Origin of the sequence: Labrenzia sp. R5_0 (genome assembly GCF_017743835.1) — a bacterium.
GTDB classification, from domain to species: Bacteria; Pseudomonadota; Alphaproteobacteria; order Rhizobiales; family Stappiaceae; genus Roseibium; species Roseibium algicola.
Genome location: NZ_JAGHRK010000002.1, coordinates 1,080,845 through 1,094,590 on the forward strand (window position 1 = coordinate 1,080,845; position 13,746 = coordinate 1,094,590).

The 13,746-nt window shown below is 59.6% G+C and carries 7 protein-coding genes; 3 read left to right on the plus strand and 4 right to left on the minus strand.

The annotated features are described in order from the left end of the window. Positions 1-325: 325 nt before the first annotated feature. Positions 326-1,720, minus strand: coding sequence for an HlyD family type I secretion periplasmic adaptor subunit (locus J7447_RS13860; RefSeq protein WP_209169870.1), 1,395 nt, complete (start codon positions 1,718-1,720; stop codon positions 326-328). Then, the gene (locus J7447_RS13865) at positions 1,717-3,465 is read right to left on the minus strand and encodes a type I secretion system permease/ATPase (RefSeq protein ID WP_023003322.1); all 1,749 of its coding nucleotides are present in this window, start codon (positions 3,463-3,465) and stop codon (positions 1,717-1,719) included. Before J7447_RS13865 ends, J7447_RS13860 begins: the two co-directional genes overlap by 4 nt. Before the next feature lie 440 nt (positions 3,466-3,905). Between J7447_RS13865 and J7447_RS13870 the strand changes: the two genes are divergently transcribed. The 3 genes from J7447_RS13870 to rfbA are packed head-to-tail and all read left to right on the plus strand — an operon-like array spanning position 3,906 to position 6,535. Continuing rightward, complete coding sequence (locus J7447_RS13870; RefSeq protein WP_228148025.1) at positions 3,906-4,340, plus strand: MarR family transcriptional regulator; 435 nt, start codon at positions 3,906-3,908, stop codon at positions 4,338-4,340. A 15-nt stretch (positions 4,341-4,355) separates the two neighbouring features. Continuing rightward, a complete protein-coding gene (locus J7447_RS13875; protein ID WP_209169871.1) occupies positions 4,356-5,630 on the plus strand; it encodes a glycosyltransferase in 1,275 nt (424 codons plus the stop codon). Continuing rightward, the gene (rfbA, locus tag J7447_RS13880) at positions 5,627-6,535 is read left to right on the plus strand and encodes a glucose-1-phosphate thymidylyltransferase RfbA (RefSeq protein ID WP_075282398.1); all 909 of its coding nucleotides are present in this window, start codon (positions 5,627-5,629) and stop codon (positions 6,533-6,535) included. Before J7447_RS13875 ends, rfbA begins: the two co-directional genes overlap by 4 nt. Before the next feature lie 6 nt (positions 6,536-6,541). Here the strand turns inward: rfbA and J7447_RS13885 are convergent, their stop codons facing one another. Together J7447_RS13885 and J7447_RS13890 are read right to left on the minus strand one after the other, a co-directional pair. Continuing rightward, positions 6,542-8,311: a ShlB/FhaC/HecB family hemolysin secretion/activation protein gene (locus tag J7447_RS13885; protein WP_209169872.1), complete on the minus strand. Its 1,770-nt coding sequence runs from the start codon at positions 8,309-8,311 to the stop codon at positions 6,542-6,544. Positions 8,312-8,317: 6 nt separating this feature from the next. Next, positions 8,318-13,705 (minus strand): filamentous hemagglutinin N-terminal domain-containing protein, encoded by a 5,388-nt coding sequence (locus J7447_RS13890; RefSeq protein WP_209169873.1) that lies wholly within the window; start codon positions 13,703-13,705, stop codon positions 8,318-8,320. Positions 13,706-13,746 lie beyond the last annotated feature (41 nt).

Consider the following 13,746-nt stretch of genomic DNA (forward strand, 5'->3'; position numbering starts at 1 on the left):
AATTCCTTTACGTTTATTTTATTTCGAAATTCAAAATAAAATCAATGAAACCACATGATCCCCCATAGATTGAAATCCAATTTCTGCGATTTTTCAGATGCTTGAAACCGCCCGCACTTCATGCAGAAACAGCACTCAACCGCCTCGCCGGAAAAATGAACGACATGGTAGTTTTGCAACGCACTAATCGCGCTAAAGGTGCAATTTTCGCACTGCACCAGGAAAATGCCTCTACGCTCGGACTGGACCGGGGCTTCGAAAAAGCAACGGGCGGTCAATGCCGCCCGTCGTTAAAAAAATTTGTTGGAGCACAAAAAAATGCGCTTCAGTCTTCCCGGAAAGCTCGATCAAGGCTTTGCGTGATCGGCTCGAGCAGATAGTCCATTGCCTTGCGAGCACGCCGGATAATCAGGACTTCCGCCGGCATGCCCGGGTAAAGCGTCAAGGCAGGCTTGCCGTCCAGCTCTTCGGAACGAACCTGTGCGCGCACTATGTAGAAGGCCGCTTGTGTCTGAGGATCGACGGTCTGGTCGGCAGCGACATAGGTCACCTCCCCTCCCAGCGGGCTGGTGTTCTGCCGGTCATAGGCAGTCAGCCGGATGCGTGCCTCCGAGCCGACACGAACGGTATCGATGTCGTTCAGGTTCATCCGAACCTCGACAAGCATCTTCTCGTCTCGCGGAACGATATCCATGATCGCCTTGCCAGGCTCGACCACCCCTCCCGGTGTCCTCATCTCGATGCTGGAGACAATACCGGCCTGCGGGGAATGGACCACCAGCCGGTCGAGGACATCCTGCGACGAGATGATCTGTTCGTTGGTGAGGTTCAGTTCAAGCTGAGCCTCGAGGATCTTTCCGGCAATGTCGCTTTGCCATTCCTGTTCGGCCTGCAACAGGGCAACTTCCGCCCCCTGGCGCGCCTTTTCCGCACGCGCCTTCTGGGCCTCCAGCTCACCGCCGTCGCCAATCATCTCGCTCAGTTCCAGCTGAACTTCGCTAAGCATGGCTTTTGACGTGAACCCTTTCTTCTCCAGACCACTGAGGGCGTCGACACGCTCCTCAAGCAGCTTTCGCCGGTGCCCGGTAGCTTCGATCTGGGCCTGATTGGCCTCGATCTGCGCCACATACTGCTCCATCTCCTTCTGCTGAAAGGCGATCTTGCCCTCGTAGACCTGACGGCGTTTTTCGAACACCCCCTGTTCGGCCGCCACCACTTCGGCGATCAGGGGTTCGCTGCTGTTCTTGAGCTCTTCCGGAAATACGATTTCTTCCGACAGATCCCGCTCGGCCCTGAGCCGGGCCAGCCTTGCCAGCAAACTGGTCCGTTTGCCATGGAGCTGCGCCAACTCGGCACGTGCGCGTGTGTCGTCCAGCTCCACCAACGGCTGGCCGGCATCCACGAAATCCCCTTCCTGCACCAGCAACCGGCGCAGGATCCCGCCTTCCAGATGACTGATGGTCTTGCGCTTGCTGTCGACAATTACCTTGCCGGTGGCAACCGCCGCACTATCGAGATCGGCGGTAAATCCCCAAAGCAGAAATCCGCCAAAGCCGATCGAAACGGCCAGAGCTGCCGCCAGAAGCGGTTTGCGCAAACTTGGCGGGCGCGCATCGTCCGCCTTGAGGGCGGCCATCCAATAAGCCTGGCCTGCTCCGGTCGCCGCCTCGGACGAAGGTGTGGCAACCGGCGGCTTTGCCTGCTCGGAACGCTCGCTCATGCCACTTCTCCACTCGTCGGCAGGGCACGGGGTGCGGCAGGTGCCGGCAGGCGCCTGGAAATACTGCTGACGACATCCGTCCGGTCACCGAACTGGCCGATCCGGCCATCTTCCAGCACCAGTATCTTGTCGGCCGCCTCCATGATTGCCGGTCTGTGCGCAATGACGATGACGATGGCGTTGTCTTCCTTTGCCTGCGAAATAGCACGCAACAGGGCAACCTCCCCTTCCGTATCCAGGTTGGCATTGGGTTCGTCGAGCACGAGCAGGCGCGGCCGTCCGAACAGCGCACGCGCAAGGGCGACACGCTGCTTTTGTCCGCCTGACAGGGTGTAACGGTTGTCACCGACGGGCGTATCGTAGCCGAGTGGCATCCGGCCGATCATCTCGTGAACGCCGGCGGCACGAGCCGCATCGATCACCATCTGAGGATCGGCATCATACATGCGCGAGATGTTGTCCCGAACCGTTCCATCCAGAAGAGACACCGACTGCGGCAGATACCCGACCATCGCGCCAAAGGATGCCCGCTCCCACAGATAGGCGTTGTGCCCATCAAGAAAGACGCCGCCCGTCGTGGGCTGAAGAACACCTACGAGCAGACGGGCCAGGGTCGACTTTCCGGCTGCCGACGGGCCGACGATGCCAAGAACGTCACCGGGTTCGAGCGTGAATGAAATGCCCTTGATAACAGGCACCGGTGCGTTGGGCGGCGCATAGACCAGCTTGTCGATCTTGAGCGATCCCTGGCTGGGCGGGGTCGGCACGGTCTGGCGAAGCGAGGAGTGGTTTTCCAGAACCTCGCGCACCCGGCCCCAGGCGGTTGAAGCGAACACCCACTGGCGCCAGTTTTCCGTGAGATTGTCGAAAGGGGTCAGCAGGCGCCCCATCAGGATACTTGCTGCGATCATCGTGCCGGCAGTCACCTCTCCCTTGATGACGAGATCTGCGCCAAGTGCCAGAACCGCGATCTGCATGCCAAACCGGAGGCTTCGCGTCAGCGCGTGGATTGCCTTTCCGCGCCGGCTTCCCATTGCCATCAGTTCCGTGGCATGGAGCTGCCCCTTGCGCCAACGGCGCGTCAGGGCAGGCATCAACCCCATTGCCTCGATCGTCTCTGCGTGACGAAGCGTGGAGGCGATCGTCGCGACATTCTGCAAGTTGGCGGTGTTCGCTTCCTTCAACAGCGAGCGTGTCGTCATGTCGGACAGGAGGTTGAGCCCGATCAGCGTAATCGCTGAAACAACAGCCAGCAGCCCGTAAAGCGGATGCAGGGCAAACAGCACAATCAGGAACAGCGGCACCCACATGGCTTCCAGCGGTGCGCTGATGGCGTTGCTGGTTATGAAGGTGCGGAGGTCGTTCAGGTCCCGCAGCACTTCGGAGGCCATACCGCCCCCCTTCTCCAGCGAGGATTTCACGCCCGCCTCGATTGCCGTCAGGTTGAGACGCCGAACCAGTTCGCTCCCCATCACCTGGAAAATCTGGCTGCGGATAAATTCCAGAATCGCAAAAAGCATCAGCCCGCCACAGGCGATGATCAGCAACATTGTCAGGGTATCGAGGCTCTGACTGTTCAGAACCCGGTCATGAACCTGCAGCATGAACAGCGGAACGATCATCTGCAGCAGCGTGATGAACCCACTCAGAAGCGCCGCTGCGGCGAGACCGGTTGCAAAGGTGACTCGAGCCTCTCTTATGAGACGGAACGGATCGATTGCGTCCGGTGTTGTCTTTTCAACCATTCAAGATTCTCCGAAGCCTCAACCGATAGGTGTGTTCGCACGTGCGAAAAAAAGAGCGATTGCCCAGAAAACGACACATCTTTTCCATAGGAATGACGAAAGCATATAGACTAACTTGGGGTATCTAGTGCCTTTAATTATGGCAATCGATTGGCAAAGAGAAGAAATGCAAAAACAAAACTAATAAATGCATCAATGTGCATAGACAGGGAGCAGAATAGCGATGAAATTATTTCGAATTTAGTTCGAATGTAGGTGGGAGTTTGGGGCAAATGCACAAAGTCTTAGAAGACGCAACAAGGGACATGAATGGGCACGTTTCGCGGACTGAACCTATGGTTGAAGAATCCATCAATCATTCAGCATACGGGGAAAGGGAAAGGATCGCGGCTCCGGCGTCGCAAGCGAACCATTTCGAACTCGTAAGAGTCATCGAACGAATGTATCGGCGCTACCTTGACCGCCTCCGCGTCGATCTGATCCGAATAGGCGCGGACGACATCTCTCCCGCCCATGCCATGTTGCTTTTCACCATCGGTGACGACGACCTGTCCGTGCGGGATCTGATGGACCGCGGTCACTATCTCGGATCGAATGCGTCCTACAGCCTCAAGCAACTTGTCCAGTCCGGCTACGTCGACCGAACGGCTTCGGCACGGGACCGGCGCTCAGCCCGTATCCGCTTGACCGACAAGGGAAAGATGCTTTGCAGAGCCGTGAAGGCAGCCGACGAGGTCAATCAGGACCAGATCGTGCGATCCGAGCAGGACCTGAAGGCTCTTGAGGAAACATTCGCACTGCTGCGCAAGCTTGAGGTCCTTTGGGCAACGGACCTTCAACAATCCCCCTTGCGTCTGGACGGCACCCGTTTCTGATCGAAGGTTTGGCACATGCATATCGTGTTCGTGCACCGGCATGGGCCCGGGCAGTTCGTTCATCTTGCCCGGCGTCTGATCGCCGATGGCTGGACTGCCACGCTCATATGCGAATCCCTGGACCGGCCGGTGCCGGGCCTGCGTGTGCTGCGCTATGCCGGTGACACCCGGCAGGCGGCCAGCGCAGGTGGACGGCCTTCCGTTCCCTACATCGAGGCAGGCCGCAAGGTTGCCGATATCCTGCACAAGCTGGACCTGAACGGCCACAAGCCCGACATTGTTATGGGACATATCGGTTGGGGCGGCATGATGTTCGTCAAGGATGCCCTGCCGGATGTACCTGCCATCGGTTTCTGCGAATATTACTTCCAGCCGCAGGGCGGAGATGTCGGGTTTGCACCTTCCGACGAGATGTCGCTGCAGCAGCGCCAGACCATGAGGCTCCGCAACGCCATCCAGCTGTCCACTCTGGACCAGCTCGATGCCGGCATCAGCCCGACGGCCTGGCAGAAGAGCCGCTATCCCGCAGAATACCGGTCAAAGATCCTCGTGCAGCATGAAGGTATCGACACGACCCGGGCTCGCCCCGACCCGATGGCCGGATTTCGCCTGCCGGACGGCAGACACCTGACCGCGGGCGATCCGGTGGTCACCTTCGCGGCACGTGACCTGGAACCCTACCGCGGCTTTCCGCAATTCATGCAGGCAGCAGCACTGGTCGCCCGCGAAAATCCGGAAGCCAGGTTCGTTGTTGCCGGTGGCGACGGCGTCAGCTACGGACGCGCACCGTCTCGTGGCGACACATGGCGCAACCGGCTTCTTCAGGAAACCGGCCTTCCACCTGATCGGATCCACTTTCTGGGACAGATCCCGCACAAGGATCTCCTGAGCCTGTTTCAGGTCTCTGCCGCCCATGTCTACCTGACCTACCCGTTCGTGCTGTCCTGGTCATTTCTCGAAGCCATGGCCTGCGAGGCACCTGTCATCGCGTCCAAAACCGCTCCGGTTCAGGAAGTCGTTCGAGACGGGGTCAACGGCAGGCTCGTCGATTTCTGGGACACGAAGGCAATCGCTGCCGAAGTTTGTTCGACGTTGCAGTCTCCGGCAGACCGGCAGGCCATGCGCCGGGCGGCACGCCGGACCGTTGTCGCCAGATACGAGTTGTCAGCCTGCGTCCTGCGCCTGCAGGCGCTCTTGAGCAAGCTGCCGAACCGTTCGGCGCAACGGCAGCCCCGCCTTGGACCAGTCGTCGAAAGGCGCAACGTGGTGACGGAGTGGAACCGGGTATGAAGGGAATTGTTCTTGCCGGCGGCGCCGGGTCCCGCCTGTTTCCCATGACGCTGGCAAGCTCGAAGCAGCTTCTGCCCGTCTACGACAAACCGATGATCTACTACCCGCTGACCACGCTGATGCTTGCCGGCATTCGAGACATTCTGATCATCTGCACACCGCGGGACCTGAGCGCGTTCCAGCGCGTCCTCGGCAAGGGAAACCGCTGGGGTTTGAACCTGTCCTACGCTGTCCAGAAGCACCCTGCAGGCATCGCCCAGGCATTCCTGATCGCGGAAGACTTTCTGGGCGGGGAACCGTCGGCCCTCATTCTGGGTGACAACATTTTCCATGGCACTGGCCTGTCGGAAAAAATGCTGGCGGCCCGGCGAAACGAGACCGGCGCAACCATATTCGCCTATCAGGTTCATGATCCCGAACGATATGGCGTTGTCGGCTTCGACAGCGCTGGCAAGGCTGCCTCAATCGTTGAAAAACCGGTTGCCCCGCAATCGGACTGGGCGGTGACCGGCCTCTATTTCTACGATGCCAGGGTTGTCGACATCGCCCGGACCCTCACCCCATCCGCCCGCGGCGAACTTGAAATCACCGACATCAACAGGGCCTATCTGGAAAGCGGTGACCTCAGCGTCCAGATGCTGGGCCGGGGCTATGCCTGGCTGGATGCAGGAACGCCGGAATCGCTCCTGGAAGCAGCCTGCTTCATCCAGACACTGGAATCCCGCCAACGCCTGAAGATTGCCTGTCCTGAAGAGGTCGCATTCTACCAGGGCTGGATCTCAAGAGGTGATCTCGAAGCCCTGGCGAGCGAAATTTCAGGCACGACCTACGGCCGTTACCTGAACTGGATCGCCAGGGAAGCGGCAAAAGCGCAATATGAACCGGCAAGCGCCCTGGCCTCGTGAGAAGCGTCAGAAGCGCGCCGTGATAGAGGCCTGCAGATTGAGGTCCCCGGCTTCCGTTTCTCCTGCGTCCTGCAGGGCAACGCCCGCGATCAGGTTTGCCGTCAGATTGTCTCCAAGAGCATAGTCGAAGCCGGCGCCGACACCGGACAGTGTCGCATTGTCGTCTGTGGCGTGATCGATCCCGAAGCCGATATCGGCAAACAGATAGGCCGACAGACTGTCGTTTGTCAGTGATTGCGGCCAGCTTTCAGGCAAGTTGCCGGCAAGCGGCGAGAAGGACGGCAGACGCAATTCGTTCCGCCAGATAACACCGCTGTCCACGCTGGCATCATCGTAGTTATACCCGCGCACAGCATACCGCCCACCAAGCGAGATCCGCTCCGTATCCGGCAGCACCTGCCCGGCGAGCGTACCCGAGAGGGCGCTTACCCAGAAGAACCTGTTCGGAAGAGACGTTGTCCGGCTGATGTCTGCCGCAAGATACGCATAGTCAACCGACTGAACACGCCCATTGGTAAAGGTCTGCCAGGTGGTTGCCGCATTTCCCTGAAGAACACCTCCCGGATTGGCCTTCACCCTGACATCCACTGCCGTGCGGCCAAGACGGTCATCGAACGAATTGCTCCAGCCTAGCACCATCTGGAACAGATCCGCGGCACCATCGGCAACCGCGACGCCATTGAAGAAGGTTGTCCGCTCCAGACGTTTCAGCTCGACGCCCGTGTAGATATCCCCCCAATAGCGCCCCGGCAGGAGATTCGAGACGGCAGACCTGTAGATGATCGGCAATTCATAGGTGGTGTTTTCAAAGTCGAAAAAACGGTTCGGCGTCTCGCGTGACGCAACCAATGCCGGTGCGATTTCAAGACTTTGCCGGGCCCACGTCGAAATGGTGAGCCTGCCTGCATGGGACACATAGGAGGGGTAGTCGCCTTCACGCGGAATGACAATTCCCGGATCGCTCCAGATGTCGTCGCTGGCGGTCATCTGGTAGGAAAGCCAGGGGCCGCCCGGAAAGGGAAGACGCGCATTGCCACCCAGAAAATACCGGTCGCGCCCTGTGTCCTGCGACCCGGAATTGGACCACCCCGCAAACACCTGCCAGGGCCTGCCTTCATCGATCGTGACTTCGAGGTCGCTAAGCGCAGCATCCTCGCCCGGGCGAAAGACCCCACTCGCCCGCCTGTAGGGGGAGCGGTTCAACCAGCCGAGATCCTCTTCCAGTGCGCGCGCATCAATGCGCCCACCGGGGTTGATCCGCAGCCTTGCGCGGATCTCCTCGGCGTCGCGCTCGTCGAGCCCCTGAACCGTCACGTTGCCCGACTTGAACTCGATCACCCTGACCTGCAGCACCCCGCCGGTTATTTCCTGCGGTGGCAGGGTCACGGATACGAACGGATAGCCCGCATCCTTGTAAACGCGGGCTATGGCAGCCTGGATTTCCCCCGCAAGGGCGAGGGAAAGCGGCTTGCCGAGATACTCCGACAGTACGGCATCCAGTGCGGCCTGATCGAAAGCAGCCGCCGGACCACCGATGCCCGTTGGAGCCCGGCCTGCCACATCGTCGGACTGGCCGATCAGATAAACGCCGGCCAGGTCAACGCCGAGTGGTGACCTGTCGGTGGCACCGAAGTCCTGGGGGGCGACGTCCAGCGAGACCGGCTCTCCGGGTTCGGCAGCAGGCAGGTTTCTCTCAAGAGCCTGCTGGGCGAATGAACCTTCGGAAACGAGCGCAAGACCGGCCACCAGGGCCGCAGTTATCGTATGTGTTGTCATGCCGGACTACTCTGCCGCCGCACTGAGCCAGCGACCGAACGAGCGGTTGCAGGGGTGAACGGCACCTTCGCCGCCGACGACGCCCGGCTCGCAGGCAGAGGGGTTGTTTTCAAGTGCCTCGTCGGCATCCGGGTTCTGCAACCGGTTGCGCTCCAGCACCTGCTGGCGGGGATCGGTGGAGGACTGTCCGCTGCCGGAAGAACCAGACGTTTCGGAAGGGCTTGTGATCGTCAACGTGCCATCGACGCTGACAATGTCGTAGCCGAACTGATGCGAATAGAAGCTGTTCCCAATGGCATAACTTCCGGCCGCGGTTGCCGTGACGGCGGCACCGCCATCGAAACTTCCGAGGAGGCTCGCTCCGGCAGACGACAAGGCATAGGTGAACCCGCCGGAATAGACCGTTCCGTCATATACTTTCGACTTGTCGTCACCCGTTACCGTAATTGCGGTCAGGAAACCTCGCAGGAGCGGAGTTGTCTGCCCCTCGTAGATGCGCCAGGTGTTCGCCGTGCCACCCTGGTCGTCAATTCCAAAACCGGCTGAAACGAACGTGTCGAGCTGCTGCATGGCACTGCTGGTCACACCGGAAGCATTGGTGACCGAACCGCCAAGCTGATTGCCGACTGCATTGTTCAGCCCGGTAGTCTGTGTATCCCAGACACTGTTGGTGAGCGTGATCGTCCCTGCGTCCATTGTGCCGACCAGGCCGCCGCCGTTCACGCTTGCGGAGACGGCACCGGTTGCGTAGGAACGGGTAACGGACGCCCCGTCAAGCATCCGCCCGACAAGGCCGCCGATCTCATTGCTGCCAGACACGTCCCCGGTGGCGTAGCTGTCGGAAATGCTGCTGACCGTCAGGCCAACGAGCCCGCCGGCAGTGCTGCCGGTGTGGATCACGTCGCCAGTCGCAAAGGACCTTGTGATTGGCGCTCCGAGGGAGTGGGCAACCAGCCCACCGAGACGCGTCGCGATGCTGTCGGAACTTTGCACCGTTCCGGTCGCATAGGAGAGATCGACCGAACCCGAATCAATGGAGCCGATGAGACCGCCTGCGCCATATGGTGTGGTGGTACCACCCGTGTTATCGGCAAGGAGCGTGACAGTTCCGCTGGCATGAGATCTGGAAACGTCAACATTCGACGCCCGGCCCATCAGTCCACCGATGTCATAACGGCCACTGACGTTGCCGGAAGCGGACGAACGGGTAACCTGCGATGCATCAGAAGTCTGGCCATCACCGATAAGGCCACCGGCAGCATAGGCCGTGGTGGTGACATCCGCCGAGGAATGTGTGTCGGTAACGGAATACTCCGACGCCATTCGTCCGGCAACGCCGCCGACATTACCTGCACCTGTCACCGTGCCGCCAACCGAAACATCCGATACAGAGACCTTGCCACCAACGGCGTTGCCGATCAGCCCGCCAACACCGATCCCTCCCGCGATGTTGACGTTCGTCAGTTTGAGATCATGAATGGAGATATCCTGACCATCGGCTCTAACGACGCCAAACAACCCGATCGTGTTGAAGTTACCTGTCGAGGTCAGGCCATCGATCGTATGGCCGCCACCGTCGAAATTGCCGCGAAGGCTTGTCGACGCAAAGCCGGAACCACCGTTCCATGCCGCTGTTCCCGACGCGTCGATATCCCGGGTCAGCACATAGTTTACCGGTGTGGTTCCGGAACCCGACTGTATGCCCTGAAGACTGTAGACATCGAAGATCTGGTACGGGTTGGCCTGCGATCCATCACCACCAAGCGCACGCACAAAATGACCGCCCTGAATATCGAAATCCCGGGCATAAAAGTCCGGCAAACTGCTGCCGACCTGCAGCCAGGCGGTATCGGACTGGAAATCGTCGACATGGATATCACCCGTCGCCGTTGAAGTGACATTCGTTGCGCTGCTCGTCTGGTCCACACGCAGCTTGCCGTTCGCCGCGGTGACGGAGCCGTTGATCTTGATGGAGGCGCTGCTGGCGTCGGCGTAGAGAGAAAGCTGGTTGCTGTCAGACCACGCGACATCGCCGTTCACTGTCAGGTCACCGTCATGGGCCCACAGGATGGTGTTGCTGTCGCCGACCGAAAATGTACCATTCGTTGCAACAGTCAGGTTGCCACCGGCGTAAAGATTGTTGTCGAGATTGAAGTTGGACGTCGCATTCAAATTGAAGTCGAGACTGTTGCCATTCTGGTCGGTTCGCACAACCGCCGACGTGTTGCGCAGGAAGTTGAGATCGGTGTCGCTGAACGCGCCGATGGTCGTGTCCAGAGCGGTGACCACGTCCGTCGTGGCCGCTGCACCGGTATTGACGTTGAAGGCATTGCCCCAGATATCGGCTCCGGAGACGCCGGTCGACGTTACTGTGTCGGCGAAAGTCGCCGCTTTGGTGCTTTCACCGTCCAGATAGGCCAGTGCCCCGGCGGAATTGAGCGACCCGGCCGTGGTCAGGATGTAATAATACCCGTTTGCCCCGGTCACAGCACTGCCGACAAGATTGCCGCCGGAAAGCGCGCTGACATTTGCCCCGGATTGGGCTGTCGTGCCCGCATCACTGTAGACGATGCCTGAGACCGCCTCGGGTGTGGCGGCATACTCCCACTTGAAATAAGGAAAAAGTCCGCTGCCAGTGCCCCAGATGCTGCTGTCCAGCGTAAAGCTGCCCAGCGTCAGGGATCCCTGCATCTGAGAAGTCGTCAGGCCGCTCGTGTTGGTCACGGTAGCGGTATAGGGAGCCGAGTAACCGATCACCTCGGTTTGTCCGGTCGTTTCAGTATCCCAGGCCGAGTCGGTTATCGAAACGCTTGAGTCGGAGACTTCAGCGACCAATGCGGCTGCATACCCTTCAGCCTCTACAAGACCCGTAACAAAGGAGTTCTGAATAACCGTGTTCCTGTCGGCCGTACCGATGAGCCCTCCAGCCGCGGCACCGTTTGTGCCGAGCACTTGGCCCGCAAAATACGAGTTCGAGATCGTCAGATCTTCTGCGTACCCAACCAGTCCACCAGCCTCCCGAAAGCTCCCTGACGAGGTGACTGTCGCCGTCGAATAGGAATTTTCGATCCTGTTGTCGTTGTCGTCTGTGGTGCCGACAAGACCACCGACCTGCCCTCCGGTTATCGATCCTGTCGAGCTGGAATTCGAGATTGTCAGCCCTTCACCCATGATCGCGACGAGGCCGCCGGTGGCGCTGCCCCCATCCGTCGTCGTGACGGAAACATCCGCATGAACATTGGTCATGGTCGACTGGTCGATGTTGCCGAAATACCTGGCCACGACGCCTGCGCCCCAGGAATTCGTCTGAACGGTTCCACTGACAGTCACATTCGACATGTTGTGACCGTGATAGTTTCCACCACCTGTGTCGCCGACCAGAATTGCCGTCTGGTTGTCGCCGGTAACAGACGCGTTCGTGAGTGTAAGGTCCTTTATCTCAAGGTCACGTCCGGAAGTGAAATAGTTGTCTTGCCAATAGCTTATGAGTGCGACATTACCTTCGGAAGGCCGGTTGATATAGAGGCCGTCTATCGTATGTCCCTTGCCATCCAGGCTTCCGGAAAAGGAAACAGGGTCAAAGCCAGCACCGTTATTCCAAGATGATGTCGTCGACGCGTCGATATCGTTCGCAAGCTCATAGTAAAGGCTGATATCGCCGGACCCGCCACCACGCCTGTCATGGGTCGTTATCCCTTGCAGGCCATAAACGTCAAATAGCGCATAAGGGTTGGAAAAAGTGCCATCGCCACCCTGCGCCCGGATGAAAGTGCCGAATCCAACACTCAGTGCGTTCGTGGCAAAGTCTGGCAGGCCCGTGCCGACCTGATCCCAGACACCCCTTGTGAGAGCGAAATTGTCGACATCGACCGCGCCGGCCGCTCCCGTCGAGATCGTGCCGACAGCAGCCGTCCCGCTGTTACCGTAAGCCAGCAGGGTCAGCCCACCGTTCTGGCCGTCGATGGCCGCATTGATCGCGATGTCGTTATAGGCGTTGAGCGTGAGTGTGTTTGTGCTCGTCCAGGTGATGCCGGAATTGATGGTGATGTTGCCGTCGCCCGCACTCTGGTTGCCCGGACCGCTTGCCGACGAGTTGGTGGTCTGCAGGCTGACGTTGTTGCTGGCGAGGTTGGAAGAGATCGTTGCCGCCGCCGCCGCATCGACCGTCAGGTCAACCGGGTCGATCAGCCAGAGGCCGGTCTGACCGCCTTCAGCCGAGGTGTCGACCGCAATTCCGGAAAAATCGATCGTGTTTCGGGCAGACGTTTCGACAAAGCCGCCTTCGCCGCCCACGCCACCCCTGGCGCTCAACGATCCGGAAACACTTGCCGTGTCCTCGGCAAACACCACGATTTCACCACCCTTGACGCCGCTTTCTTCCGCCGAGGCGTCGAGCGTACCGGTGATCGTGATTTCTCCGCCCGTCACCGTGATGGCGCCACCCTCGGTCGCCGGCTTTACACCCGGAACCGGAACGTTCTCCGCCAGTCTGCGCGACTTGAGCTTGCCACTGACCTGGACCTTGCCCGTATTGCCCGCCGTCAGGAATATCCGGCCACCGGAAGTGCTGACACCGGTTGCCTTGACGACACCATCCGTGTTTCCAGCCAGCGCAAAGACATTGCCGCCATTCGCGCGGATTTCAGCGTTGGCTGCCGAGATGGTTCCGGAATTGAGTGCTTCGGTATCGGCTCCGCCAAGCTTGACCGACAACAGGCCGTCTGCATCGGCGACGTCTTTCATCAGGACTTCGTAGCCAGCGGCAAGGGCTGCGGTCCCGTTGGGCGCTTCAAGCGTGCCACTGTTTTCAACGCGGCGCGCAATCAGTGCAATGTCACCCTGCGCAGACCGGATAGTGCCCGCATTTACGACTTCGGCACCGCTCGTGCCGGAAAAGGTCAGGCCGCCACCATTCAGAAAATCGCTGTCGGTAACGTCCTGCGTCGAAGCGACAAACGAACCACCCGTCGACACAAGCCCGCCGCTGCCAACGGCAACTCCGGCGGGATTGACGAGAAACACGCTGCCCGTCGCGCTGAGGTTGCCATCGATACGGCTCGGCACATTGCCCGTGACCCGATTGAGCGTCGCACCGGCGCCATTGTCGAAATGAACCTGATTGCCGGACCCGATGGAAAAGCTGCCCCAGTTCACGATACCGGCATCGCTGGATTGCTTCACATCAACCCTTGAACCACCTTGCGTAATGGTTCCGTTGCCATGCGTGAAACTGCCCCCTTGCGGCAGGGCATCGCCTGAAAAGGCTGCGGTGGGGACAAGGGCTGTCGTCAGCAGCAGAAATGCGGCAAGGGAGGCTGTCCGGTTTGAGCCGGATGGAATGGCAGGCTCAACCGTTGCGCTTGAAACGCCGGTGCTTCGGGTCCTGGACGCCATTTGTATTAATACTCCCGCTGTTGCGTCGTCTTGTGCCCACG